Here is a 24,784-nt window from a genome sequence, read left to right as displayed (position 1 = left end):
AGGTCTTCCCTATTTCAACTACCCCGGAGCGTTACCAACGTCCGTGGTCAATACAGCTAGCCCTCAAGTTGACTCGATGTTTCTGTATGGTGGAATTTTTATTTCGTTATCTACTGTAACCCCGCTCACATATCGATTGTCAAGACGCCGAGTGGCGATTCTTCACTTCTCTGACTCGCCGGTAGAGCGGTTGTCATGAGGCACTCCTCTGTTGGGAGCAAAAAAATCCCAGGACCCCTTGCCAGCCCAGTGAATCACGTCCATACTTATTCCATATTCCAAAAGTATTTTTCCGACAGACGGAAATTCGTATATCGAGGAGGACCGCATGACCACAGATCAGGATCGCCGGGACGACACCGGGCACCAGCCACGGGTCAGCCACTCGTCGCCACGTCCGTGCACCGAGCCCTTCTACGCCGTCGGGGGCTTGGATCCCGACTTTGCCCCTCCGTTGCACACTCCCAATAAGCCGGGGCTCTTCTCCCGCCTGGGTGCCGGCTGGCGCCGGGTCACCACTCTTCGCTAGGAGATGCAAGGGCCCTCAGCAGGGCTCCCAGACGCTCCAAACCGACCGCGGATGACTGGCACGGCAGAGTGCTCCCGCGTCAGGGACCGAGCGGCACAAGAGAATAATCAGGACAGCACAGCGCTGGCCGGGGAGCATGTGGCCCTGTCCAGCGCTTTTGCGATTCCGGGGACGGGCCCAGCGTTCCGCTGCCGCAACGTTGCGGACAGGAAGTCCACAGCGACACATCGGAAGACCCTGCGGCCCTCGGGATCCGCCTCAACAGCCGCCCTCCGGGACCCGGGCTGATATTGGCGCATTCGATGTCCCACCCCTGCGCATGACACCCCACATGAATCCGCCGTCCGCCCCCGGCAGGGGATGGGCGGCGGACAGCTACGTGATCTACCGAGCGGTCTGGCCGAAGCCGTAACGCTCGTGGGCCTGGCGGGCCGCCGAGGCCTCGACGTCCCCGCGACGCGCGAGCATCTGCAGTGTCCGCACCACCACCGACTGGGCATCAATCCCGAAGAAGCGTCGGGCAGCCGGGCGGGTGTCCGAGAAACCGAAACCATCGGCGCCCAGGGTCGCGAAGTCGTTCGGGACGAACTGGCGGATCTGGTCAGGGACCTGGCTGGCGTAGTCGCTCACCGCGATCACCGGCCCCTGGGCGTCGGCGAGCTTCTCGGTGACGTAGGCCTGCCGCACTCCCTTTTCCGGGTGCAGGAAGGCGTCCCGCTCTGCGGCGACGCCGTCGCGGCGCAGCTCGTTCCAGCTGGTCACCGACCAGACATCTGCCGAGACGCCCCACTCCTCGGCGAGGATCTGCTGGGCTTCCAGAGCCCACGGAACCGAAACGCCGGAGGCCAAGAGCTGGGCCTTGGGGCCTTCGCTCTGAGCGGGCGACAGCAGGTAGATGCCCTTGAGCAGTCCCTCCACGTCCAGGCCCTCGGGCTCTGCAGGCTGGGCAATGGCCTCGTTGTAAACGGTCAGGTAGTACATGACGTTGGGGTCTTCATGCTCGCCCCCATACATGCGCTCCAAACCGTCCCTGATGATATGCCCGATCTCGTAGCCGTAGGCCGGATCGTAGGTCACCACTGCGGGGTTGGTGGAAGCAAGGATCGGGGAATGCCCGTCCGCGTGCTGCAGGCCTTCACCGGTCAAGGTCGTCCGACCGGCGGTTGCTCCGATGATGAAGCCGCGGGCCATTTGGTCGCCGGCGGCCCAGAAGGCGTCACCGGTGCGCTGGAACCCGAACATCGAGTAGAACACGTACACCGGGATCAACGGCTCACCATGTGTGGCATAGGAGGTCCCTGCCGCGGTGAAGGCAGCCACCGCCCCGGCCTCGTTGATGCCGGGGTGGATCAGCTGGCCCTGCGGGGATTCCTTATAGGCCAGGACCAGATCGCGGTCCACCGACAGATATTCCTGTCCGCCGGGGTTGTAGATCTTTGCCGTGGGGAAGAAGGCATCCATCCCGAAGGTCCGCGACTCATCGGGAACGATCGGCACCACGCGGTTGCCGAATTTCTTATCCCGCATCAAGTCCTTGAGTAGGCGGACGAAAGCCATCGTGGTGGCCGCCTGTTGCTTGCCGGAGCCGCGTTTGGCGACCTCGTAGGACTTGTCTTCGGGAAGGTGGAGTTCTTCATGCTTGGTCCGACGTTCGGGGACCGCTCCGCCCAAAGCCGCACGACGTTCCATCATGTACTTGATCTCGGGGGCGTCCATCCCCGGGTGGTAGTACGGCGGGGAGTACGGGTCGGCTTCGAGCTGCTCATCGGTGATCGGGATCCGCAGCAGATCACGGAAGGCCTTCAGGTTGTCTGCCGTGAGCTTCTTCATCTGGTGGGTCGCGTTGCGCCCCTCGAAGCTGGTGCCCAGGCCGTAGCCCTTGACCGTCTTGGTGAGAATGACCGTGGGCTTGCCCTTGAACTCGGTCGCCGCCTGATAGGCAGCGTAGACCTTGTGGTAATCGTGGCCGCCACGCTTCAGGTTCCAGATCTGATCGTCGGTCAGATCCGCAACCATTTCCTTGGTCGCCGGGGTCTTCCCAAAGAAGTGTTCCCGCACGAACCCGCCGGACTCGGCCTTATAGGTCTGGTAATCCCCGTCGGGGGTGGTGTTCATGATGTCCACCAACGAGCCGTCAGAGTCCTTCTCGAGCAGGTCATCCCACTCGCGACCCCAGACCACCTTGATGACGTTCCAGCCGGCACCGCGGAAGAAGGCTTCGAGCTCCTGCATGATCTTCCCGTTGCCCCGCACCGGTCCATCAAGGCGCTGCAGGTTGCAGTTGATCACGAAGGTGAGGTTGTCCAGCTTTTCATTGGCCGCCAGCTGGAGGAAGCCGCGCGACTCCGGCTCGTCCATCTCGCCATCGCCCAGGAAGGCCCACACGTGCTGATCGGAGGTGTCCTTAATGCCACGGTTCTGCAGGTAGCGGTTCGACTGGGCCTGGTAGATCGCATTTGCCGGACCGATACCCATGGAGACCGTGGGAAATTCCCAGAAGTCGGGCATGGAGCGTGGGTGCGGGTACGAGGGAAGGGCATGGCCCTTCTTGGATTTTTCCTGGCGGAACCCGTTGAGGTCTTCTTCGGTCAGCCGGCCTTCCATGAAGGCGCGGGCGTACATGCCGGGGGAGGCGTGGCCCTGGAAGAAGACCTGGTCACCACCACTGGGGTGGTCTTTTCCACGCCAGAAGTGGTTGAACCCGACCTCATACATGGTTGCTGCGCCGGCATAGGTGGAGATATGCCCGCCGACCCCGATATCGGGGTGCTGGCCGCGGTGGACCATGATGGCGGCATTCCAGCGCATCCAGGCACGGTAGCGGCGTTCGACCTCCTCGTCACCGGGGAACTCCGGCTCGCGATCCACGGCAATGGTATTGACGTAGTCGGTGGTCAGTGGCCGCGGAACATCCACGCTGCGGTTGGAGGCGCGCTCCCAGAGGCTACCCATGATGTCCGAGGCATGCCTCGTCCCCCTGGCCTCCACCAGACCGTCAAAGGACTCCAGCCATTCGGCGGTCTCCTCCGGATCGGATCCAGCGGTGGTCGGGGAATCGTCGATGATACTCATGCATGCCTCTCTGACGTGTCCGGAACGGGTGACATTCCGCGGTCAACACAATTCATATTGAATCTCGCCATGTGGAAGTTTCTTCTCACAGAGCAATATCCAGTGAACGCGGTCACAGCCACGCTGTCAATCCGTTCACGAAATATTGATTCTCCATTCTTCGCATCATAAGTATTGCCCGAGCCCGAATCCGGTGATGCACTTCTCCCATGACCACCACAGTGATTGCCATCGGCACGAAGAAGGGCCTCTGGATCGCCACGAGCGAGAACCGTCGTGACTTCACCCTGGGCGAGCCGCATTTCCTGAATTTGGAAGTGCCGTCCGTCGCCATCGACAACCGCGGCCCCCGACCGCGTATTCTTGCCGGCATCAATGACTGGCATTGGGGTCCGACGGTTGTCCACTCTGACGACCTGGGCGTCACCTGGTCCGAACCCGAGGACGGAGCCATCGCCTTTCCCGCCGATACCGGGGCCGCCCTGGAGCGGGTTTGGCATCTTCAACCGGATACCGACGAGCGTCCCGGCGTCATCTGGGCTGGCTGTGAGCCGACCTCCGTCTGGAAATCGACCGACGGCGGGGAGAGCTTTGAACTGAACCGAGGGCTCTGGGACCACCCGCACCGCCCGGACTGGGGCGCGGGATTCGGAGGCGCTGCCGTCCACACGATCATTCCTCATCGCGTCGACCCACAGACGGTGCACGTGGCGATGAGCACCGGCGGGGTCTACTGCAGCCATGACGGAGGCACCACCTGGCAACCACGGAACCGGGGAATCTCTGCGGGCTTCATGCCCGACGAGGAGCCTGAGTTCGGCCAATGCGTGCACCGCATCACCGCCGATGCGGCCAACCCCGACAGGCTCTATGCCCAGAACCATGGTGGCGTGTATCGCACCGACGACGCGGGCGAACAATGGAACGATATCGCCGCCGGCCTCCCCTCCGATTTCGGCTTCACCTTCCTGGCCCATCCCCGCACCCCGGACACGGCATGGACATTGCCGCTCGTGGCCGATATCCAGCGCGTACCGGCCGGCGGACGCCTCAGCCTCTACCGGACCAGCGACGCTGGCGCCTCGTGGACCGAACAGCACCACGGTCTACCGGATAACGAATACAACGTCGTTCTGCGAGACGCCGCCGATATTGACGCACCGGACCCCGAGGGCTCGGCCGGACTGTACCTGGGCACCCGCGGAGGCGAGATACACGCCAGCAACGACGAGGGCAACACCTTCCACCAGGTGGCGTCCCGGCTGCCTGACGTTCTCAGCCTGCGCGCCGGATCGGTGGGGTGAGGGCGTGGCCAGTGCCAGCCTTGAAGTTCCCGGGACGTTGGCACCGCTGTGGGGAGAGCAACGCCGGGCCGTGATCGAATTCGATACCGGAGCCCCCCTGGCCGACTTCCTGGATCAGGCCGCACAGGGACACCCACGATTCGCCCGACGCATCCGCGACGAGACCGGGGCGGTCCGCCGCTACGTCAACGTGTTCATCGACGGTGAGAACGCCAGGGCCTTGGAAGGTTTGGCCACGGTGGTCCCGGACGGGGCCAGCGTGCTGATCATCCAGTCGGTCGCCGGAGGCTGAATCCGACAGCCGAGGATAAGCTGACATCACCCGCCAGCAGCCCGAAGGGATCCAGACCATGCCAGCCGCTCCACACTCTTCGACCCGGCACAGTCCCCACGACACGCCGCCACCCGGGGTCGCCGGAAGGTTCCAGGCAGTGATTGCCGACCTCCCGTCGTCGTGCTTCGCCTTCGTCATGGCCACTGGAATCGTCTCGGCCGCTCTGTTGAAATCTGGTCGGGCTGTTCCGGCGGAAATCCTTTTCTGGGTGGCGATCTCAGCGCTGGTACTCCTAATCGTCGCCACGATTTGGCGAGCTATTGCGTATCCGGGACGGTTCGCTGCTGACATCATCTCCCCCGCGAAAACCTTCGGGTTCTTCAGCTTCGTGGCGGGTCTCAATGTCCTCGGGCTCCACTACGTCATGACCGGACGCCCCGGTATCGCCCTGGCGCTAGGCGGTGTGGCGGCAACAGCATGGCTGGTCCTGACCTACCTGATCCCTGGCGTGCTGTTACTGCGCCCGCAGAGCACCCCCATCCTTAATTCGGCCAACGGCAGCTGGTTCCTCTGGGTCGTGGCCACCCAGTCCATGGCCTCCGCGGCCGCCGCCGCGGCAGGGGCGCATGACAGCGGGGGTCTGGCGACCCTGGCAGCGGCCTTCTGGGGCATCGGAGTCATGCTGTATCTCCTCATCGGCACGCTAATCACCCTGCGATTGATCACCCGCGCCAACCGGCCCGCGGACCTGAGCCCCACCTATTGGATCTTTATGGGCGCGACAGCAATTTCGGTTTTAGCCGGCAGCGCCCTGTTGAAGCTGCCGGATACCTTCGAGGCCATCGCTGCGATGCGTTCCTTCGTCCGCGGTTCCAGCTTCATCCTCTGGTCCCTGGGCCTGTGGTGGGTACCGCTGCTGATCCTCTTCGGCATCTGGCGTCACGTCGTCCACCACCACAACATGCGCTATGAGACGGCCCTGTGGTCCATCGTCTTCCCCCTGGGCATGCTAGCCACATCGTCCATGATGTTCGGCCAGGGGCAGTCGATCGAGATCATCGACCAGATCGGCCACGTGACCGTCTGGGTCGCGGTCCCGGCCTGGAGCATCGCCGTGATCCTCATGGTGGCCGCTGCCATCCGATGGCTGCGCAACCCGCCCCAGGAGCCCAGCCCGAGTCCCGCGTGGGCGGACTCCACCCACGTCGGCGAGAATCAACCGTAGGAAGACGCCGCCGATAGCGAGTCCGCTCCGTCGGTTAGAACCCTCCGCCGCCTTCGGTGGCCATGTTGTTGAAGCGCTGGTAGTGGCCCTGGAACGCAACGACGATGTTCTTGGTCGGACCGTTACGGTTCTTGGCCACGATGATGTCGGCTTCGCCGGCGCGGGCGGATTCCTTGTCGTAGATATCCTCGCGGTGCAACAGGATCACCAGGTCGGCGTCCTGCTCGATGGAGCCGGATTCACGCAGGTCCGAAACCATCGGCTTCTTATCGGTACGTTGCTCGGAACCACGGTTGAGCTGTGAGAGGGCCACGACGGGGACGTCGAGTTCCTTGGCCAGCAGCTTGAGTGCACGGGAGAACTCCGAGACCTCTTGCTGGCGCGATTCCACCTTCTTGCCCGAGCTCATCAGCTGCAAGTAGTCCAACACCACGAGCTTGAGGTCGTGGCGCTGCTTCAAACGGCGGCATTTAGCGCGAATTTCCATCAGCGACATGTTCGGGGAGTCGTCGATGTACAACGGGGCCTCGTTCAACCGCCCCATGGTGGTGGCGATCTTTCCCCACTGCTCGTCCTTGATGGTGCCCTTGCGGAGGTCCTGCAAACCGATGCTCGCTTCGGCGGAGAGCAAACGCATGGCGATCTCATTGCGGCCCATCTCCAAGGAGAAGACCACGGTGGTCATGTTGTTCTTGATGGAGGCCGAACGGGCGATATCCAGGGCGAAGACCGACTTGCCCACGGCAGGGCGTGCCGCGACGACGATCATCTGGCCGCCGTGGAGGCCCTGGGTCAGTTCGTCGAGTTCATAGAGACCGGTCGGCACCCCGATCATCCCCTCCCCGCGCTGGCCCGCCGATTCGATCTCGTCGACGGTGCCTTCGATGATGTCGCGCAGTGGGACGTAGTCTTCGGAGGTGCGGCGTTCGGCCACGGCGTAGATCTGGGCCTGCGCGTCGTTGACGATCGCGTCGACCTCGCCGTCTTGGCTATAGCCCATCTGCACAATCTTGGTGCCGGCTTCAACCAAGCGGCGCAGGACCGCCCGTTCACGGACGATCTCCGCGTAGAAGCCGGCGTTTGCCGCGGTCGGCACCGACTGGATCAGCGTGTGCAGGTACGCGGGGCCGCCGACACGAGAGATCTCGCCGCGTTTGGTCAAGTGGTCCGAGACCGTCACCGCATCTGCTGGTTCACCCCGACCATAGAGGTCGACGACGGCCTCGTAGATCGCTTCATGTGCCGGACGGTAGAAATCGACACCCCGCAGGACTTCGACACAGTCGGCAATGGCGTCCTTCGAGAGCATCATGCCACCGAGCACGCTCTGCTCCGCCACGAGGTCCTGGGGCGGAGTCCGCCCCATGTCAGATGAATTCGACGACCCTGATTCGGTGTGCGTGAGCGTCACGTCCGGTTCCTTCCCTCTCAACGCGGCGCCGGTGATACGGCCCCGCCACGTCCCTTCAGTATCCCAGTGAATGCGCCCTCCCAACACAAGGGTGGCGGGGGTGGTTGCAGACCGGGGAAATCGACCCGGTTGGAGCCGGGGACCCTGTCACCCTATGCTCCCAACCCGTAGAACCAAAGGGAGTTATCCACAGCCCATGTGGAGAACCTGTGGGTGACGCGGCGTGTTGTGTGCACAGACTGGGGATGAGCCTGTGGATTACATTTGATTTTTCTTGATTAATGCGGTCTGACTAGGGGTTTTATCTGTGGATAACATTTGATGGAAATATGTTTTTGGTCAACATTCACCCTGTACTTGCAGGTTGCCAACCAGCACGCCTGTGTGCCTTAGCGACTTATCCACAAGTTGGTACTAGTTCTCCACAGACACGCCGCCTGCTGTGGGTTGCTTTGACATGAGCGATATCCGGCCGAGGCCGGACGCCTCATGCCGCGGATCAGCCGACCTGGCAGACACACTGCATGCCAACAGCCAGCGGCAGCCCTGCGGTGATGTGGGGACCGCGCATCATCGGCTTCGGTGCCTACCATTTCCGTTACGCCGCCGGGCGCGAAGAAGATGCCCCGGCCATCGGGTCCTCTCCCCGGGCCTCGTCATGGACCCCCTCTGGGCTGACGGGCCCCCTCGTGTCCGCGGACCTCTGCGGCGCACTGGGCAAGCACCGACGCGGCGCCTCCTGCCGCTACGTCAGTACCTTGGTCGGCGTCGACCTCGGCATCCTGCGTGACCTCATGGATACTGGACATCACTCCGTGATGGCCGAACTCCACCAGCCCTGAACAAGCATGGGGGGCGGGCAAGTGCCATGATGGACGCAAGACCGTCGTCCGGGCGGCGGCACCTGAACCCCAGGAGGGGACATGTTTGAGATCAGCGGTTCGGAACTGCTCACCACGATCATCGCCATCGTTGTCCTATTCGCGGCTTTTGGCGCCTTGACATGGGTCTTCAAGACACGGCCTTCGGGTCACCCCAACGACGCCGACCAATACATCGCCCGGCTGAACGCCGCCGCAGCCCACCAACAGCAAATCGATACCCAGAAGGCTGAGAAGATCCGAGCGGCCACGACGGCCCGCGCCGCCCAGGCAGCCAGCACCTCCCCCGGACGTACCGGCCAGAGCACCGGATTCGACCACGAGCACCCCCAGGGGATGGCACCGGGGCCCGGAAATCCTAACTTTGAACGCGTGATGCAGCTGGTCAATGAAGGAAACTACGTCTCCGCGGTCCGTAAGATCAGACAGGACACCGGTCTGGGTCTGCTCGAAGCGAAACGGTACGTGGACTCCCTGCGCGGCCTGTAACCGCACCATCGGGCCTTAGACGAGGGCGTCTGCCTGCAGGGTACGGAAGGCCGAACCGTGGAAGACCAGGGGGTCGTTAGCCCCATCGTGGGTGGCATGCCCGTGGACGCGCAACAGGACCACATGGTGGTCCCCGGCCGGGATTTCGTGTTCCACGCTGCAGTCCAACCACAGCGCTGCCTCCTGCAGGAAAAGCGCCCCCTCGTCGGTGGAATCCAGCCTCAATCCGGCGAACCGGTCACCGGATTTGGAGGCGATCTGCCGACAGACCCGCTCATGGGCTTCCCCGAGGACCGAAACACCGATCCGTCCCGCGCCCCGAACAATCGGCCAGGTACGGGAGGTGTTTTGTACAGCGAACATCACCAACGGAGGGTCCATGGAGACCCCGACGGTGAAGGAGGAGGCGACCAGGCCCTGCGGCTCGCCGTCGATGATCGCACACAGTGCAGCGATCCCCGAGGGGTGGCGGGCGAAGGCCTGACGGAGTGCGTCGGGTTGAAGATCATGGGACAGTGTCATCTGCTCTGCTTCCGGCGTTTGGCACGCCCCATGGGTCCAAAGAATCCAAACGGCGTGCGGTACTTGCCGTTCGGGAAGCCGAACGGCCGAATCATCACCTGGAGCACCCCACTACCGTGAGAGGGTTGCCGGCCACCGAGCCAGGGCTTGGAAGGTGGCGCTCTTGATTCACGTTCCACGCTAGAGCCGGTAGGTACACGGGGTCAAAGATCTCCGCAATATTTCGCAAGGTCCATCCCCGGCAGTGACCGGTGGGGCAAGCCAGCGAACTCGGGGGCACCCTTAAACGCCCGAGGGGCCCCACGCTGACGCGTGGGGCCCCTCGGTTCCACCGTGGCCGGCGCACGTCCCCTGGACGAAGCCGGCTACCGGTGGTGGCTACTTCTTCGCGGCGACGACCTGCAGGTCGATGGTCGCGGAGACGTCCTCGTGCAGACGGACGGTTGCCTGATAGTTGCCAGTCGACTTGATGTGCTCGGGGATTTCCACCGTGCGCTTGTCGATCGAGCCAAGGCCTGCGGCCTCGACTGCGTTGGCGATATCGGCGGTCTTGACGGTGCCGAAGAGGCGACCACCCTGGCCGGCCTTGACCGTGATCTTGACCGCCTGGGCGGACAAGCTCTTGGCCAGTGCCTGGGCATCCTCGAGGGATGCGATGGCGCGAGCAGTGCGGGCAGCCTTGATGGACTCGACCTGCTTCTCACCACCCTTGCTCCAGAGCAGCGCGAAACCGCGGGGCAGCAGGTAGTTACGTGCGTAACCATCCTTTACCTCGACGACCTCGCCAGCGGTACCAAGACCGGTTACTTCGTGGGTCAGAATCAGCTTTGCCATGGTGTTATCCCTTCCTAGCCGCGGCCAGCGCCGGAGTAAGGCAGCAGGGCAACTTCACGCGCGTTCTTGATGGCCTGGGCGATCTTGCGCTGCTCCTGGACGGAGACGCCTGTCACGCGACGGGCACGGATCTTTCCGCGGTCGGAAATGAACTTGCGCAGCAATGCTACGTCCTTGTAGTCGATGACAGTGATGTCAGCGGCCTTCAAGGGATTGGACTTTGGTTTGGGCTTACGGAGTTCAGCCTTAGCCATCGTGGAGCTCCTTTATCTGGTGGAGCCCGCAGAATTTTTCCGCGGGATGGTGAATAAATGGTGTTGCGTTAGAAGGGAGGTTCGTCGGACCCGCCGGCGTTGCCCCATCCCCCACTGTTGGAGGAGGAAGCCCAAGGGTCCTCAGCTGGAGCATTCCAGGTACCGCCCTGGTTTCCGCCGGGGTTGCCCCCACCGAAGCCAGCGTTGCCGCCCTGGTTTCCGCCACCGAAGTTTCCTCCGGCATTACCGCCACCGAAGCCGCCACCACCCGAGTTATTGCGCTGGGTGCGGGTGACCTTGGCGGAAGCGTAACGAAGCGAGGGGCCGATCTCGTCGGCATCCAACTCCATGACGGTGCGCTTCTCGCCTTCCTTGGTTTCGAAGGAACGCGACTTCAACCGACCCTGGGCGACTACTCGCATGCCCTTGGTCAGCGTCTCGGCGACATTTTCGGCAGCATCGCGCCATACCGATGCGCGCAGGAACAGCGTTTCGCCGTCCTTCCACTCATTGGTCTGGCGGTCGAAGGTCCGCGGGGTCGAGGCAATGGTGAAGTTCGCCACTGCAGAACCTGACGGGGTGAAACGCAATTCCGGGTCAGCGGTGAGATTTCCGATGACCGTGATGACGGTTTCGCCTGCCATGGTGCCTCCTTGAGTCGGTTTCTACGAACAGTCGGCGCAGATTACTCTGCGACGACCTTCTGGTCTTCCGGGCGGGTGATCTTGGTGCGCAGGATCGTCTCATTGAGCGAGAGCTGGCGGTCAAGTTCCGCGGAAGTAGCCGGGGTTGCGGTGAAGTTAACCACCGCGTAGATGGCTTCTGCCTTCTTCTTGATCTCGTAGGCCAGCCGGCGGCGGCCCCAGATATCAACATTGTCGACGGTGCCACCATCGTTGCGGACGACGTCAAGGAACTTGCCAAGAGTCGGTTCCACGGTACGTTCGTCGACCTCGGGGTCGATCAGTACCATCAGTTCGTATGCACGCATGTGAACCCACCTCCTTTGGGCTAAACGGTCACGGTCTTTCCGTAACAGGAGGTTCTGTGCGTTGGCCGCAGGCGTTTCAGGGGTCAGAAACGGCACAAACAGCCTGACACATCCTACCCGATGTCTGTTCGACCACCCTAACCCGGGTCTGCGGCGCAGCGGACAAGGCCCCTGTAGGCTGTGGATGACCTCCGCTGCCGGTGTCCGGAAGCCATCATCTCCTCCCGTCATCGGGCCACAGCGGTGAGCGCTGCCCTCAGAGGCCAGCACGGGCCGCCAAACCATCTTGACGCAGGGTAGCGGTCAACTGCCGTTCAAACTCCGGAGCGACGGTCGCCATATAGGTATCCGAGATGTGGTTCTGGTCCCGGTAGACCAGCACGTTGCCGACCACCGCCGGGCAAAGTTTTTTCGTACAGAACTGGTCGGTGAAATCCAACAGTTCCACCCGCGGTTCTCGTTGCCGTGCTGCGCCGAACCAATCGTCGCCGGCCAGCGCATCGTCTCGGTCTCGGCCGCAGTGGCGCAACCGGTCCCAGTTCTTGGCAACGCAGTCCCTGGCCATGATGTTCTGGCTTGGGGTGGGGGTGTCCCGGATGGCGATGACCTCCGTGCCGGAGTCTTCCAGCTGCCTCCAATAGTCGGCGGCCCCCTTTTCGGCGGCCACCGCCCCTCCTGCGAACTCGGCACCGGTCCATCCTGCGGTGAGGACCACATCGATATCCTGGCGCCCGGTCAGTTCGTTGAGCCGGGCTCCGTTGGCATCGACGCAGTCGATGAAGCCCTCCTTCTGTGCGGTGCGAACGGCTCCGGTAAAGGCGCAGGAATTCTTCAAATGGGTGATAATCCGCCAGTTATGCTGCCGTGCCAGCGGCTCCAGGGCCTCCCACCACTGGGTGGCATGTGAGTCGCCCACCAGGGCAATGGTGAAGTCGGCTTCCGGCCCTGCCCCGAATTCGCAAGACCCCGACGTGCGGGCCGCCGGGCTGGCAACGCAGCTCCCCAGATCAGGGAAGTCCTGACCCGCGGTGGCGGGTACCGGAATGATCTGATGGTTCCCGGACGCGAACGCCGCGCCGGTGGCAATGGATGCCGCCCCGAAACCCTTCGGCGGTGAATTCCTGAGTTCCTGGACCTCGCCGTCCTGGGCTGCCATGACCTGCTGTTGGCCGATGCTGGGAACCAGCGACAACACGGTGGCCAGGAGTACTGCGGTGGCACCGACCAGCAAGGCCCGGATGTTGTTCTGGGCCACAGGGCGCCACGCGCGAGCCGGGGTTTCGACATACCGGTAACTGATCCAAGCGGCGGCGAGGCTCAGGCCCAGGAGTCCGATGCTTTCCAGCGGGCGGGGCTCCTTCCCGGTGATGAGAACGAAGAAGATGAAGACCGGCCAATGCCATAAATAGAGCGAGTAGGAAAGATTTCCGACCGCCTGGATCGCCGGGTGGTCGCTGAGACGGTTCAGGCTCAAGGGTCCCGAGGTCCTGCCCGCCAGGATGATCGCCGCGGTCCCCAACACCGGCACAAGCGCCGCATAGCCGGGGAAGGAGGTTTCGGCGTCGTACCCGAAGACCGAGCAGCAGATGGCTGCCAGCCCGCCCAGAGCCAGCAGCGAACGGGCCAGGGGGGAGGTGAGGGCCGGTACCGCACGCCACGGGTAGGATTTCGCGCGCGGAGCCATCACGACGGCGAGTATCCCGCCGACTCCCAGTTCCCACATCCTGGCGGGAGTCACGAAATAGGCTGAAGCGTCCCCGGAGGCGGTCAGCTCAATGCTGTAGATCAGAGATGCCGCCGAGCCGACGCCGAAAAAGACGAGCAGCAGGGGGACCACGTCCCTGCTCCTCGACACCCTACGGCCCTGCCCGCGGGGTTTGCGGACCAGCGCCAGGGCCGCCAGAACCAACAACGGCCACAGCAGATAGAACTGTTCCTCCACAGCCAGCGACCAGAAGTGCTGCAATGCGGTGGCAGGGTTTTCGGCGGCGAGGTAGTCCACCGAATCGGCGGCCAAAACCCAGTTCTGCACCGAGAAGACCGAGGCCAGCGCCTGGGTACCGATGGTCCCCCACAAGGTGACTGGGCCGAAGACCAGGGTGGCCGTGACGACGGCGGCGATGGTGACGAGGGCGGCCGGCAGGATGCGTCGGACGCGTGCCGCCCAGAAGGCCGGCAGGCTGATCCTTCCGGTCCGACGTGCTTCGCGCAGTAGATGGCCGGTGATCAGGAAACCGGAAATCACGAAGAACACGTCGACCCCGACGAACCCACCCGGAACCACCCGTGGTTCGAAGTGGTAGGCAACGACCACGAGGACGGCCAGGGCACGCAATGCCTGGATTTCCGGGAGGTACGACCTGGGGCCGGCGGATGGTGAACTCATGCCCGTGAGCACACCATCCCCGGATGGCCCGCGCGTGACCATCCGGTGTCCACCGGACGGCCATCAGGATACGTCTACTTAGCCGGCGAAGAATCCCCGGGTCACGCGGGCCAAGGCCAGCGGATCCTCGACGGCACACATTTCACGTGCCGAGTGCATCGAGAGCAGGGCGATGCCGACGTCGACGGTGCGGATGCCCAAGCGGGTCGCGGTCAGCGGTCCGATGGTCGATCCGCAGGGCATGACGTTATTTGAGACGAACTCCTGATAGGGGACGTTCACGGCTTGGCAGAGGGCAGCCCAGAGACCGGCGCCTACCGCATCGGTGGTGTACCGCTGATTGGCGTTGATCTTCAGCAACGGGCCGCCTCCCAGAACCGGGCGGTTGGCCGGGTCATGGCGTTCTGGGTAGTTCGGGTGGACCGCATGACCGGCATCGGCAGAAATGCAGACGGAGTCGGCGAAGGCCCGGGCCCGTTCTTGGACCCCGCCGCCGGCAGCGTCCACGATGCGTTCAAGCACATCCTGCAGGAAGGGCCCGCTGGCCCCCGAGCGGGAGGCCGAACCGACCTCTTCGTGGTCGAAGGCGGCCATCACCGCAATATGTCCTGGGCCGTCGTCGTTCTCCGACGTGGCTTCAGGACCCCAGCCACGGTGTTCTGCATGGTCGATCAGTGCGACCAGTGAGGCGTGCACCGAGGAGAGGTTGTCCAACCGCTGGGAGGCCAGGAACTCGCCCCGGCCACCGAAGAATGCGGGTTCCTGGGCAATGGTGGTGACGATGTCGTACCCGGTGATCGTTTCCGGGTCGACCCCCGCATCCGCTGCCAGGATGGCGAGCAGGTCCGCTTGGCTCGGGTCCCCGAGCCCCCACACGGGGTTCATATGTTGCTGCTTATCCAGGGTGAGCCCGTCGTTGACCGCCCGGTCCAGGTGAATGGCCAGCTGCGGGAAGCGCAGCAGGGGGCCGGTCCGCACCAGGTGTTCGGTGCCGCCGGAGGTGACCACCCGGCCGGAGAGGATCAGTTCTCGATCGAGCCAGGAATTCAGCAGGGGTCCACCGTAGATCTCGACGCCTGCCTGCAGCCAGCCTTCACGTCCGGTCGTCGGTTTCGGTTTGAGTTTGAACCCGGGGGAGTCGGTATGGGAACCCAGGATGTGGAATCCGGTGGTGGCGGTGGCTCCTGCGGGAATGAACCAGGCGATGACCGCACCGTCACGCACCGTGTAGTAGCCGCCGGGGGTGTGGTCCCAGGTATCGGACTCTGCCCGGGCACTGAACCCGGCGGCGGCCAGCCGGCGGGCGACCTCGGCGGCGGCATGGAAGCTCGACGGCGATGCCGTGACGAACGCCCCCAGATCCTTGGCGTGTTCCTGTGCTTCCGACGTGGCCATACCCATCCTTAGGTGTTGTGTGTTCCGTAACTCATCCGCGGTTCCTGCCATTCCACCCGCCGTGACGATAAACGGCAAATGCCACCGCCACCACGCCGACGCCCATCACGACCGGTCCGGCCACCGGCTGGTGGAGTACCGCGACGAGGAAGGCCCCCGAAGCAAAGAGCACCACGGCCAGCATGAACCACGGATTGCGCAGGAATTCTATGTTCATGTTCTAGTAGTCCAGACCCTGGCTCGGGACCACCAGGCCGGTCTCGTAGGCGTAGACGACGGCCTGGACGCGATCGCGTAGATGCAGTTTCGTGAGGATCCGCCGCACATGGGTCTTCACCGTTGCTTCGGAGAGGAAGAACCGGTGGGCGATCTCCGCATTGGAAAGACCCTCGGAGATGGCTCCGAGGACCTCGAGTTCGCGGGGGGTCAGATCCTGCAGGAGGGGGTCGCGTTCGGGGTGTCCGGCGGACGTCGCCCCCGTTCCCGCCCCGTGCTGCTTCGTGCCATCCGACGGCGCACCATCGGGACGTCTGACATAGGTTTCGAGTAGCCGGGCGGTGATCCGCGGGGCCACGACGGCATCACCGCTGGCCACCAGCCGGACGGCGTTGACCAGTTCGGCGGGGGCCACGTCCTTGAGCAGGAACGCCGAGGCGCCGGCCCGCAGACCGGCAAAGGCATATTCGTCCAGGTCGAAGGTGGTCAGGATGATGATCTTCGCGCACGGGACCTGCTCGGCGATGCGACGGGTGGCCTCGATCCCGTCCACCTTGGGCATCCGCACGTCCATGAGCACCACGTCGGGGGTGGTTTCCAGCGCGAGGGCCACCCCCTCCTCCCCATCGGAGGCCTCCCCGGTGATGAAGAGGTCATCTTCGCCTTCGAGGATGAGCCGGAATCCCATGCGCAGTAGCGGCTGGTCATCGACCAGCAGGATGCGGATGGGGTCCCCGGGTCGACGTTCGGGAACCTCCCCCTCGGGCGTCTGGGCTTGAGGCTGTGGTTTTTCGGTGCCGGATGGTCCGGGGCTCTCGTTCATCGTGTGGCTTCCCCCTGGGATGGCTGGTGTTCGGTGGCCTGTTCGGGAACGGTCAGAATCGCGTGGACGACCCACCCTCCGCGTGGTCCGGGGCCGGCGTACACGGACCCGTCGTAGATGGCTGCACGTTCGCTCATGCCCTTGAGGCCCTGGCCGCTGCCGATGGCATCACGTTTGGCGCCCAACAGTTGGCCATTATCGGTGACCTTGATCCGCACGGTGTCCTCATCGCGGGAGAGATCTACGTGGACCCGGGTCACCGCTCGCCCGTAGCGCAGCACGTTGGTCAACGATTCCTGCACGATCCGGTACGCGGTCAGCTGGAATGCCGCATCCACCGGCAGGGCGGAGCCGGTATGAGTGATCTGCAGGGGGAGCCCGGCGACCCGGAACCCCTCGAGCATGTCGCTCAGTGAGGACGACGCCGGTTGGGGCGCCAAGGGGGCATTGGAGCCATCGCGGAGCACACCGATGACCCGGCGCATATCGGCCAGGGCGCTACGGCCCGTGGAGGAGAGTTCGTCCAGCACCTCGGCGGCCCGTTCGGGGTCGCGACGCAAGACGACCCGCGCCCCGTCGGAGAGGGCGATCATCACCGACAGTGAGTGGGCGACGACGTCGTGCATTTCCCGGGCTATGCGGTTGCGTTCTGCCACTTGGGCCAGTCGTTGGACCCGGGAACCCCAGTTGGCCAGCTCGGCTTCGTGGAGCCGCTTATTGCGGATGGCGGCGCCGATGCCCACCACGGAGAAATTCGACAGGACGGTCAGCGCAGCCATCATCCAGACGAACGTTTCCGCCGGAGGGGTGTCTTCGACCAGGAACCGGGTGGCCGCCTCGGGGACTTGGAAGGCCGGCAGGACGACGACGAACTGCACGAGGAGCTGCATGGCACTCAGCAGCGCAGCCATCGTGAACATACGCCGAGCGGTATATAGGGTTGCCGTTGTATAGAGGACGAGCCAAACGGCGATGCTGGTCGCCGAAAAGTAGGGGTCCACGAGTTGCATCCCGATTTCAATCAGGAAGACGACCCCCAAGACGGCCATCGGCCAGCGCCGCCGGACGACGAGCAGAACCGCAATGAGCAGCACTCCGGCCCACGGCACCCACCGGCCGTTGAGCGCCGATTCCAGCCCCGAGGCGGCGGTGACCAGGAAGTAGGTGACGGCCAGCAGGACGTCCATGAGCGTGCGGTGTGAACGCATGAAACGACGCGCTGGACCTCGCCGTTGTTCGGTGAGCTCGGCAAAGGTCTGCGCCGGTGCGTCCTGGGCCTCCCCCAGCGGTGCTGTGCTCATGTTCTCAGCTTAGCTTTCGGTCGCAGCAGGTGGGTGGGCCCACGAGAACCGCGGATGGTGGCGGCCGTTCGTTCCGCCACCATCCGCGGTGGTTCGTGGCGCCGGCCGGGGAAACCCCGGGCGGCGGTGTCGGTCTAGACGTCGCGACGCCGAATGACCAGCAGGGTGACGACCACCGGAACCAGCGCCCACAGCCCCAGGACCACCCCTGACTGCCACTGCTCCAGGGCGCCCTCGGCGGGCGTGGCGCCGATGAGGTTGCCGAAGGCGGCATCCGGCAGGAAACGGCTGGCGTCCTGGATGAAGTCGTTGGTAATCAGGGCCAGAACATTCGGCAGGACGAAGACGATGCCGACGAGCGTGACGATCGCCCCTGCCGAGTTGCGCAGCAGACCACCCAGCGACATGCCGAGCAGGGCAATGACGGCCACATAGGCGGCGCCGATCCAGAGGTAGCGCTGGAACGTCTCACTGGAAAGGTCCTGTTCCAGCGAATAGTTGGACAGGATCGGCATGATCACCAGAGCCGCCAGCAATGTCGAGACCACGGTGACCACGAGGGACACCACCGCGACCAGCAGGGTCTTGGCCAGGACGACAGGGAACCGTTTCGGGATGGCGGCGAAGGTGGCCCGGGCCATGCCGGTGGTGAATTCCGAACTCATGACCAGCACGCCGATGGAGCCGACGATGAGCTGGGAGAACATGATGCCCGAGGAGGCAATCGAGTTGCCGAGCGCTTCCATATCTCCCATGGCCGCCGCGGCCTCGGGATCACTGCTGAGGGCCTCCTGCGAGGAGCCGATGCCCCAGGCTGCCACTGCGGCGATGCCGATCATGATGACCAGGGTGGTCAGCAGCAGGATGAGGGAGGAGGGCACCGAGGTGAATTTGATGGTCTCCGAGCGGACGGCCCTGCCGAAGGAAGTTCCCTTGCCCTCGGTGGCCCTGGACTGCTGGGCCGCGGGTGCCTGGTGGGTTTCGGTGCTCATTTGCTGGCCCGCCTTCCGGTTTCACGTTCTGGCTCGGCCCCGGTGACGGGACCCGAATGGTATTCGACGTCGTCGCGGGTCATATCCATGTAGACGTCCTCCAGGGAGGCCTGCAGCGGGGTGAGTTCATAGACCAGCACGTTGGTATCCAGCGCCCTGCGGGCGATGTCGCGGGGGGTGATGCCCTGGATTTCGAGGGCATCGGGGCCCGTGGTGGTGACCGTGACTTCCGGTGCTGCCAGCGATCTGACCAGTTCGTCGGGGGTGTCGGTGCGCACCCTGGTGCGGGCCCCGCCGGCCCCGGAAAGGACGTCGGCCATGGGGGCGTCGGCCAATAATTTGCCGCGTCCGATGACGATCAGGTGGTCTGCGGTCTGCGCCATTTCGCTCATCAAATGTGAGGAGAGGAAGACGGTGCGGCCCTCGGCGGCCAGGCCTTTGGCCATGTTCCTGACCCAGAGGACGCCTTCGGGGTCCAGCCCGTTCACCGGCTCGTCAAGGATCAGGGTGTGGGGGTCCCCCAGCAGGGCGGCGGCGATGCCGAGGCGTTGGCCCATCCCCAGGGAGAACCCGCCGACGCGTTTGCGGGCCACGGGCGCCAGCCCGGTGAGTTCGATGACCTCGTCGACCCGGCGGTTGCCGATCCCGTGGGTGGCGGCCAGGGTGCGCAGGTGGTTGCGGGCGGAGCGCGATTTATGCACCGCCTTGGCCTCGAGCAGCGCCCCGACTTCACGCAGCGGGGCGGCGTGCTCCGCATAGCGTTTGCCGTTGACGGTGACGTCGCCGCCCGAGGGGCGGTCGAGGCCCACGATCATGCGCATCGTCGTGGATTTGCCGGCGCCGTTGGGGCCGAGGAAGCCCGTGACCTTACCGGGCTGGACGGTGAAGGACACGTCGTCCACCGCGCGTTTCGAGCCATAGTTCTTGGCGAGAGAAGTTGCCTGGATCATGCTTCCACGCTACGCACCCGCGCCGGTGCCGTCGCCGCCCCTACGGATGATCTTCGGCCGTGGCGGTGTACGACTTCAGGAGGATGCCCCGTCTCCCGTCAGTTCCCCGGACCGGCCGCTCAAGGTTTCACCTGATGAGCCGTAGCGTGCGGGCCTGGTCGATGGCGGCGGTGCGCGTATCCACCCCGAGTTTGGCGTAAATGTGGATGAGGTGGGTCTTGACCGTCGATTCGGAGATGAACAATTCCTTGGCGATCTGTCGGTTGACCAGCCCTCGGGAGAGCAGGCCGAGCAGTTCGAGTTCGCGCGGGCTCAAATCGGTGGCCGCGTTGCGGGCCGCGGGGTCCATTCTGGCGGCCACGTCTTCGGAGAGGACCCGACGCCCGCGGGCCGCATCCCTGACAGCAGCGGTCAGCCGTTCCAGCGGGGCATCCTTGAGCAGGTAGCCGGCGGCCCCGGCGTCGAGGGCGGTCCGGATATCGGAATCTGAGTCATAGGTCGTGAGGATGAGGACGGGCGGTCCGCCGGCCGTGCGGATCCTGCCGGTGGCCTCGACACCGTCCATTCCGTCCATCTGCAGGTCCATCAGCACCACGTCCACGTGTTCGCCGAGGGTTTCCAACCGGTTCAATTGGGCGATCGCCGCCGCACCGTCGGCGGCCTCTGCCACGACGTGTAGTCCTGCCTGTTCGGTCAGGACTGCCTTGAGCCCGGCCCGGACGACCGGGTGGTCGTCCACCAGCAGCAGATTTAGTTCATCCATGTCCATCCTCCGTTGCGCAGGGGATCCTTACGGCCACCACGGTGCCCTCCCCGGGCGCCGATTCGACCTCCACGGTTCCGTTGAGGGCACCGATCCGCGCCTTGAGTCCGCTGAGCCCGAATCCCGTCCCATCGTTCCTCGGCGCGGCGGGCAGCGTGTCGGGATCAAAGCCGACCCCGTCGTCGTACACATCCAAGGTGACCTCCCCGGCCAGGTAGCCCAGACTGAGGATGGCCCGCGAGGCGCGGGCGTGGGCCAGGACGTTGGCCAGACAGGATTGGGCGGCCCGCAGCAGGGCGCCGGCGACGTCGGGGCTGAGGGCCTGTGCCTCGCCATCCTCCCGGAACCGGCATTCCAGCTCATCCCCGGAGGCCTGTGCGGTGCGTTCGGTGGAGGCGCAGAGCCGGGCGAAGCGTCCGGCGAGTGCCCCGGCGGCAGCTTCGGCGGTTCCTGCGGACAGTCCACGGACGAAGTCGCGGGCCTCACCCAGGTTATCGGAGGCCGTCGTGGCCACCGTTTCGAGGCGGTGGCCTGCCAGTTCCGTATCCCCGGCGTCCAGGGCGGCGCGGGCCGACCGGGAGACCAACACAATGCTGGAGAACCCCTGGGCGAGGGTGTCGTGGATATCGCGGGCGAGTCGCTCGCGTTCGGCCAGGACGCCGGCCCGGTGCTGTTCACCGGCCAACGCTGCCCGGGTGCGGCGCAGTTCATCCAGGGCCCGGCGCTGGTTGACGCCCTCGGTGTAGAGGGCCTGGTAGGCGAATCCCATGACCACGGAGAACGTTGCCCCGAAGACCGGCCCGAGGATGCCGGCGACGGTGACCGACCCGGCGTGCGCCCATTGGGCGCCGATGACGACCAGGGTCAGCCCGATAATGGCGAAAAGTGCGGTGCGGGTGCGCAGCAGGTGCATCTGCAGGAAGAACAGCGGGAAAGCGAGCCAGCTGAAATCCGGGTGCAGGGCCATCAGCGCCAACCAGAGGACGACGACGATGAGCAGCCAGCTCCGTGAAAACCGGTTGGGGTCCGAGGTCAGGCCGCGGGCGAACCGGTTTTCCCAGGTGGTGCCCCAGAGGTAGATCGCGGCCAGGACCCCAGCCAGCAGAATCGAAGCCAGGCGCGTGGAGGCGCTGGTATCGGTGACCAGGACCCTGATGACGCCCACGCCGAGCAGCAAGGCGAAGCCCACATGCAAGGACACCCTCAGCACGCGCAGGACGACACCACCGGGGGTCGCCGGCAGCGCGGTGGCCTCGGAGCCCGGTGGGTTGGCCTGCTGATTCGGTGCGTTCACGTTCCCAGCCTAGGGCGATTGAGCGGCAGGTGGTTCAACCGTTTGGTGGACCCGCTTCCGCCGCGGCCTGCCGATCCACCGGAAGGCCGGCAGCGGATCACGTTCTGCCCCCGCATAGGGTCCTGCCTGCGGGTCGTCCTGGCCGACCCGTCGCACCGGATCGGTCTGCGGATCCCAGATGCTGCGCGCGACCCGATACATCAGGTACGCGGTGGCCAGCATATGGGCGGCTACCGCCAGGACGTAGAACGCCTCGGGGAAGGTGTTTTGCTCCTTGACGCTGGTACTGCCCGTATACAGATACATCCAGATCGCCCAGAAGTGCAGGGCCTCAACGAGCTGCCAGATCAGGAAATCGCGCCAGCGCGGCCAGGCCAAGGCAGCCAGCGGGATGAGCCAGACCACGAATTGGGGCGAGTAGACCTTATTGAAGAGCACGAAGGCAGCGACCACCAGGAAGAGCAGTGAGGCCACCCGTGGCCGCCGGGACGCCAGCAGCCCCAGTACCGCGATGCCTGCACAACTGGCGGCAAAGAGCCAGAAGGCTGCCGAGTTGATGACCTCCGAGGTGAAGGTGGGGGCACCGGGAAGCACGGTGGCCGTGACGTTCCAGGCATGCCAGAGGGAGGACAAACCCGCCCCGCGATCACGCGTGAATTCCAGGAAGTAGCTCCAGGCCCCGAAGTTGGCGATCATGAACGGCAGGTTCACCAGCAGCCAGGAACCCGCGGTACCGGCGCTGACGATCAGCAGGGGGCGCCATCGCCCGGTGCGCAGGGCCAACACCAGCACGACGCCCAAAAAGAGGATCGGGTAGACCTTCATGGAGGCGCCCAAACCAATGAGAATTCCGGCCAGCAGCGGTTTCTCCCGGGCGAAGGCCAGCAAGGCGAGGGCCAGGAACGCGACCGCCCACAGATCCCAGTTGATGGTGGAGGCCAGGATCATTCCGGGGGCCAGGGCGACCATGGCAGCATCCCAGGGCCGTCGCCCCGCGGCTCGGGACGTGGCAATGACGATGATGAACCAGAGCACCACCACCATCAGCAGGTTCACGTCGAAGAAGGCCAGCGTCCGGTCATAATCCCCGGGTACCACCAGTAGTGCCGCGAAAGAGGCGACCGCCGACATGAGCACCGGGTATTCGAAGTGGGCGCCGTCGGCGAAGGGGGCGAAGGCGTTGGTGTCGAAGCCGCGGGCGGTAAAGAGGGCCGACCAATCCGAATAGCAGGCCCAAATATAGGCGTTGGAGCCGCCCCACCCGAGGGTGCGGCACATGTTTTTGGCGAGGATGGCCACGATGGCGGCGACGATCGTCAGGGCCACGAGGACCCGTTCGATGGTGAAGAATCCCGGAGACACCCGCCCCGGGGAGCTGAATCGTCCCAAGGGGCCGCCAATGACCTCGGTCAGCCGGCGCAGCAACGGATCATTGCGGCTGGGTACGGTGATTCGCAGCGGCCCACGGCGGGACCCCCGAGATGTGGAGGATCCCCGGTCCGTTCCGTGGCGGGCCGGGGGCCTGGGCTTCTCGCTCATGGAATCAGCCTATCCGGCGCGACCGCACCGAGGATCGCCCCCGGATGTATTGCACACCACACTTTGCGTTAACCCACTGGTCGGTCTGACGACACCTCGGCTCCCTAGCGTCGAAGACATGCAGAAGCCACAGAGTGAAACCGTCCTGGTCGTCATCCCGGCCCGTGGCGGATCGAAGGGCCTCCCGTTGAAGAACCTCCGTCCGGTGGGCGGCAAGTCGCTGTTGGCCCGCGGCATCGACGCCGCCCTGGCCGCCCCGTCGGTCACCGATGTCGTGGTCAGCACCGACCATTCGCAGATCCGCAATGAGGCCCACGCCCAGGGTGCCCGGGTCATCGACCGTCCGGCGGCGTTGGCCTCCGACGGGGCCAGCAGCGAATCGGCTCTCGGCCACGCCCTGGACACCCTCGAGTCCCTTCCCGCCGTCGTCGTCCTCTTGCAATGCACCTCCCCCTTCATCAACCCGGCCCATGTGGAGGCCGCCGTCAGGGCCGTGCTTCAGAACGAGGCGGATGTCTGCTTCAGCGTCACCGAGGACCATTCATTCATCTGGTCGGCGAATCAGGGGACCGTTCATGCCGTGGGCCACGATGCCGGGTACCGCCCACGACGCCAAGACCGGGCCCCCCAATACCGTGAAACCGGTGCCTTCTACGCCATGCGCACCGCGGGATTCCGCCGAGCCAACCACCGGTTCTTCGGCAGGTTGAAGTTCCAGGTGGTCCCGGCCTCCGACGCCCCCGAAGTCGATTCGCCCGAGGACCTGGAGCTGGTGTGCGCGCTGGCGGCCCGCCGCGCCGGCCGGCCGTCTGGCCCGCCACTGCCGGGCATTGACGTCGACGCCCTGGTCACCGACTTCGATGGCGTCCACACCAACGATGCGGCCCTGCTGGCCTCCGACGGTTCCGAATCCGTCACCGTTTCCCGCTCCGATGGGATGGGCGTCGCCCGGCTGCGCCGGGCGGGAGTGCCGATGCTGATCCTCTCCACCGAAACCAACACCGTGGTCGCCACCCGGGCCGCCAAGCTCGGCGTCGACGTCGCCCACGGTGTGCAGGACAAGGCCAGCCGGCTCGACGCCTGGATCGCTGAACACGGCCTGGATCCGGCCCGAGTGGCCTACGTCGGAAACGACGTGAACGATGTGGCGGCCATGGACTCCGTCGGATGGCCGATCGCGGTCGCCGACGCCCGCCCCGAAGCCCTGGCCGCTGCCCGCATCGTGCTCCAGAAGCCCGGCGGCAGTGGAGCCGTCCGTGAGGTCTGCGAACGCATCCTCGAAACCCCCAACCGTCCAACGGCCGCACGGCTGTTGGTCTCAACCCCCTGAAACACCTCC

General features: G+C 64.8%; 24 protein-coding genes and 1 riboswitch. Of the genes, 7 read left to right on the top strand and 17 right to left on the bottom strand.

Going from position 1 to position 24,784, the window contains the following annotated elements; genetic code table 11:
- Positions 1-328 precede the first annotated feature (328 nt).
- A complete protein-coding gene (locus FM101_RS02505) occupies positions 329-529 on the top strand; it encodes a hypothetical protein (RefSeq protein WP_086994978.1) in 201 nt (66 codons plus the stop codon).
- A 384-nt stretch (positions 530-913) separates the two neighbouring features.
- On the opposite strand, the gene aceE is transcribed toward FM101_RS02505, so the two are convergent.
- Positions 914-3,601, bottom strand: a complete 2,688-nt coding sequence (aceE, locus tag FM101_RS02500; RefSeq protein ID WP_086994975.1) for a pyruvate dehydrogenase (acetyl-transferring), homodimeric type — start codon at positions 3,599-3,601, stop codon at positions 914-916.
- Positions 3,602-3,810: 209 nt separating this feature from the next.
- Here aceE and FM101_RS02495 point away from each other — a divergent pair, with 209 nt between their 5' ends.
- The 3 genes from FM101_RS02495 (at position 3,811) to FM101_RS02485 (ending at position 6,404) form a co-directional block, all read left to right on the top strand.
- Positions 3,811-4,905 (top strand): WD40/YVTN/BNR-like repeat-containing protein, encoded by a 1,095-nt coding sequence (locus FM101_RS02495; RefSeq protein WP_086994972.1) that lies wholly within the window; start codon positions 3,811-3,813, stop codon positions 4,903-4,905.
- Positions 4,906-4,909: 4 nt separating this feature from the next.
- The gene (locus FM101_RS02490; RefSeq protein ID WP_198962456.1) at positions 4,910-5,197 is read left to right on the top strand and encodes a MoaD/ThiS family protein; all 288 of its coding nucleotides are present in this window, start codon (positions 4,910-4,912) and stop codon (positions 5,195-5,197) included.
- A gap of 139 nt (positions 5,198-5,336) precedes the next feature.
- Entirely contained in the window at positions 5,337-6,404 is a 1,068-nt protein-coding gene (locus FM101_RS02485; protein ID WP_158225977.1) for a tellurite resistance/C4-dicarboxylate transporter family protein, read from the top strand.
- 34 nt (positions 6,405-6,438) lie between these two features.
- Here the strand turns inward: FM101_RS02485 and dnaB are convergent, their stop codons facing one another.
- Positions 6,439-7,770, bottom strand: coding sequence for a replicative DNA helicase (gene dnaB, locus FM101_RS02480; protein WP_428844134.1), 1,332 nt, complete (start codon positions 7,768-7,770; stop codon positions 6,439-6,441).
- Between the two features lie 569 nt (positions 7,771-8,339).
- Here dnaB and FM101_RS02475 point away from each other — a divergent pair.
- Both FM101_RS02475 and FM101_RS02470 read left to right on the top strand, forming a co-directional pair.
- Positions 8,340-8,657 (top strand): DUF1801 domain-containing protein, encoded by a 318-nt coding sequence (locus FM101_RS02475; RefSeq protein ID WP_143269175.1) that lies wholly within the window; start codon positions 8,340-8,342, stop codon positions 8,655-8,657.
- 81 nt (positions 8,658-8,738) lie between these two features.
- Complete coding sequence (locus tag FM101_RS02470) at positions 8,739-9,185, top strand: hypothetical protein (RefSeq protein ID WP_086994961.1); 447 nt, start codon at positions 8,739-8,741, stop codon at positions 9,183-9,185.
- Positions 9,186-9,200: 15 nt separating this feature from the next.
- Here FM101_RS02470 and FM101_RS02465 read toward each other — a convergent pair whose 3' ends face one another.
- From FM101_RS02465 to FM101_RS02395, 15 genes are all read right to left on the bottom strand, one after another.
- On the bottom strand, positions 9,201-9,707 hold the full coding sequence (locus tag FM101_RS02465) for a flavin reductase family protein (RefSeq protein ID WP_086994959.1): 507 nt from the start codon (positions 9,705-9,707) through the stop codon (positions 9,201-9,203).
- A gap of 54 nt (positions 9,708-9,761) precedes the next feature.
- Positions 9,762-9,876, bottom strand: a riboswitch (SAM riboswitch).
- Between the two features lie 209 nt (positions 9,877-10,085).
- Positions 10,086-10,541, bottom strand: a complete 456-nt coding sequence (rplI, locus tag FM101_RS02460; RefSeq protein WP_086994955.1) for a 50S ribosomal protein L9 — start codon at positions 10,539-10,541, stop codon at positions 10,086-10,088.
- A 14-nt stretch (positions 10,542-10,555) separates the two neighbouring features.
- Complete coding sequence (gene rpsR, locus FM101_RS02455; RefSeq protein WP_007269381.1) at positions 10,556-10,795, bottom strand: 30S ribosomal protein S18; 240 nt, start codon at positions 10,793-10,795, stop codon at positions 10,556-10,558.
- Positions 10,796-10,863: 68 nt separating this feature from the next.
- Complete coding sequence (locus tag FM101_RS02450) at positions 10,864-11,439, bottom strand: single-stranded DNA-binding protein (RefSeq protein WP_086994952.1); 576 nt, start codon at positions 11,437-11,439, stop codon at positions 10,864-10,866.
- Between the two features lie 41 nt (positions 11,440-11,480).
- Positions 11,481-11,786 (bottom strand): 30S ribosomal protein S6, encoded by a 306-nt coding sequence (gene rpsF, locus FM101_RS02445; protein WP_086994949.1) that lies wholly within the window; start codon positions 11,784-11,786, stop codon positions 11,481-11,483.
- A 256-nt stretch (positions 11,787-12,042) separates the two neighbouring features.
- Complete coding sequence (locus FM101_RS02440) at positions 12,043-14,172, bottom strand: acyltransferase family protein (RefSeq protein WP_086994946.1); 2,130 nt, start codon at positions 14,170-14,172, stop codon at positions 12,043-12,045.
- A 78-nt stretch (positions 14,173-14,250) separates the two neighbouring features.
- Positions 14,251-15,567 carry a M18 family aminopeptidase gene (locus tag FM101_RS02435; protein ID WP_086994943.1) on the bottom strand — a complete coding sequence of 439 codons (1,317 nt, stop codon included), beginning with the start codon at positions 15,565-15,567 and terminating at the stop codon, positions 14,251-14,253.
- 31 nt (positions 15,568-15,598) lie between these two features.
- Positions 15,599-15,784: a hypothetical protein gene (locus FM101_RS02430; RefSeq protein WP_086994940.1), complete on the bottom strand. Its 186-nt coding sequence runs from the start codon at positions 15,782-15,784 to the stop codon at positions 15,599-15,601.
- Positions 15,785-15,787: 3 nt separating this feature from the next.
- Positions 15,788-16,471, bottom strand: coding sequence for a response regulator (locus FM101_RS02425; protein WP_241895488.1), 684 nt, complete (start codon positions 16,469-16,471; stop codon positions 15,788-15,790).
- 131 nt (positions 16,472-16,602) lie between these two features.
- Complete coding sequence (locus FM101_RS02420; protein ID WP_086994934.1) at positions 16,603-17,907, bottom strand: sensor histidine kinase; 1,305 nt, start codon at positions 17,905-17,907, stop codon at positions 16,603-16,605.
- Positions 17,908-18,041: 134 nt separating this feature from the next.
- Positions 18,042-18,899 carry an ABC transporter permease gene (locus FM101_RS02415; protein ID WP_086994932.1) on the bottom strand — a complete coding sequence of 286 codons (858 nt, stop codon included), beginning with the start codon at positions 18,897-18,899 and terminating at the stop codon, positions 18,042-18,044.
- The gene (locus FM101_RS02410) at positions 18,896-19,849 is read right to left on the bottom strand and encodes an ABC transporter ATP-binding protein (protein ID WP_086994929.1); all 954 of its coding nucleotides are present in this window, start codon (positions 19,847-19,849) and stop codon (positions 18,896-18,898) included. Before FM101_RS02410 ends, FM101_RS02415 begins: the two co-directional genes overlap by 4 nt.
- Positions 19,850-19,976: 127 nt before the next feature.
- Positions 19,977-20,612 (bottom strand): response regulator, encoded by a 636-nt coding sequence (locus FM101_RS02405; protein WP_086994991.1) that lies wholly within the window; start codon positions 20,610-20,612, stop codon positions 19,977-19,979.
- Entirely contained in the window at positions 20,605-21,906 is a 1,302-nt protein-coding gene (locus tag FM101_RS02400) for a sensor histidine kinase (protein ID WP_342744343.1), read from the bottom strand. The genes FM101_RS02405 and FM101_RS02400 overlap by 8 nt, the downstream gene beginning before the upstream one ends.
- A gap of 9 nt (positions 21,907-21,915) precedes the next feature.
- The gene (locus FM101_RS02395) at positions 21,916-23,445 is read right to left on the bottom strand and encodes a glycosyltransferase family 87 protein (protein WP_086994926.1); all 1,530 of its coding nucleotides are present in this window, start codon (positions 23,443-23,445) and stop codon (positions 21,916-21,918) included.
- Between the two features lie 118 nt (positions 23,446-23,563).
- Here FM101_RS02395 and FM101_RS02390 point away from each other — a divergent pair, with 118 nt between their 5' ends.
- Complete coding sequence (locus FM101_RS02390; protein ID WP_086994923.1) at positions 23,564-24,775, top strand: acylneuraminate cytidylyltransferase; 1,212 nt, start codon at positions 23,564-23,566, stop codon at positions 24,773-24,775.
- Positions 24,776-24,784 lie beyond the last annotated feature (9 nt).

Source organism: Arthrobacter rhombi (assembly GCF_900163545.1).
Classification (GTDB): domain Bacteria; phylum Actinomycetota; class Actinomycetes; order Actinomycetales; family Micrococcaceae; genus Arthrobacter_H; species Arthrobacter_H rhombi_A.
This window is presented reverse-complemented; position numbering and strand designations above follow the sequence as displayed.

Bases quoted from the DNA above. Each gene is read 5' to 3' on its own strand.
- FM101_RS02505 (WP_086994978.1), top strand. From the start codon at position 329: ATGACCACAGATCAGGATCGCCGGGACGACACCGGGCACCAGCCACGG.
- aceE (WP_086994975.1), bottom strand. From the start codon at position 3,601: ATGAGTATCATCGACGATTCCCCGACCACCGCTGGATCCGATCCGGAG.
- FM101_RS02495 (WP_086994972.1), top strand. From the start codon at position 3,811: ATGACCACCACAGTGATTGCCATCGGCACGAAGAAGGGCCTCTGGATC.
- dnaB (WP_428844134.1), bottom strand. From the start codon at position 7,770: ATGGGGCGGACTCCGCCCCAGGACCTCGTGGCGGAGCAGAGCGTGCTC.
- FM101_RS02475 (WP_143269175.1), top strand. From the start codon at position 8,340: ATGCCAACAGCCAGCGGCAGCCCTGCGGTGATGTGGGGACCGCGCATC.
- FM101_RS02470 (WP_086994961.1), top strand. From the start codon at position 8,739: ATGTTTGAGATCAGCGGTTCGGAACTGCTCACCACGATCATCGCCATC.
- FM101_RS02465 (WP_086994959.1), bottom strand. From the start codon at position 9,707: ATGACACTGTCCCATGATCTTCAACCCGACGCACTCCGTCAGGCCTTC.
- rplI (WP_086994955.1), bottom strand. From the start codon at position 10,541: ATGGCAAAGCTGATTCTGACCCACGAAGTAACCGGTCTTGGTACCGCT.
- rpsR (WP_007269381.1), bottom strand. From the start codon at position 10,795: ATGGCTAAGGCTGAACTCCGTAAGCCCAAACCAAAGTCCAATCCCTTG.
- FM101_RS02450 (WP_086994952.1), bottom strand. From the start codon at position 11,439: ATGGCAGGCGAAACCGTCATCACGGTCATCGGAAATCTCACCGCTGAC.
- rpsF (WP_086994949.1), bottom strand. From the start codon at position 11,786: ATGCGTGCATACGAACTGATGGTACTGATCGACCCCGAGGTCGACGAA.
- FM101_RS02440 (WP_086994946.1), bottom strand. From the start codon at position 14,172: ATGAGTTCACCATCCGCCGGCCCCAGGTCGTACCTCCCGGAAATCCAG.
- FM101_RS02435 (WP_086994943.1), bottom strand. From the start codon at position 15,567: ATGGCCACGTCGGAAGCACAGGAACACGCCAAGGATCTGGGGGCGTTC.
- FM101_RS02430 (WP_086994940.1), bottom strand. From the start codon at position 15,784: ATGAACATAGAATTCCTGCGCAATCCGTGGTTCATGCTGGCCGTGGTG.
- FM101_RS02425 (WP_241895488.1), bottom strand. From the start codon at position 16,471: ATGGGATTCCGGCTCATCCTCGAAGGCGAAGATGACCTCTTCATCACC.
- FM101_RS02420 (WP_086994934.1), bottom strand. From the start codon at position 17,907: ATGAGCACAGCACCGCTGGGGGAGGCCCAGGACGCACCGGCGCAGACC.
- FM101_RS02415 (WP_086994932.1), bottom strand. From the start codon at position 18,899: ATGAGCACCGAAACCCACCAGGCACCCGCGGCCCAGCAGTCCAGGGCC.
- FM101_RS02410 (WP_086994929.1), bottom strand. From the start codon at position 19,849: ATGATCCAGGCAACTTCTCTCGCCAAGAACTATGGCTCGAAACGCGCG.
- FM101_RS02405 (WP_086994991.1), bottom strand. From the start codon at position 20,612: ATGGATGAACTAAATCTGCTGCTGGTGGACGACCACCCGGTCGTCCGG.
- FM101_RS02395 (WP_086994926.1), bottom strand. From the start codon at position 23,445: ATGAGCGAGAAGCCCAGGCCCCCGGCCCGCCACGGAACGGACCGGGGA.
- FM101_RS02390 (WP_086994923.1), top strand. From the start codon at position 23,564: ATGCAGAAGCCACAGAGTGAAACCGTCCTGGTCGTCATCCCGGCCCGT.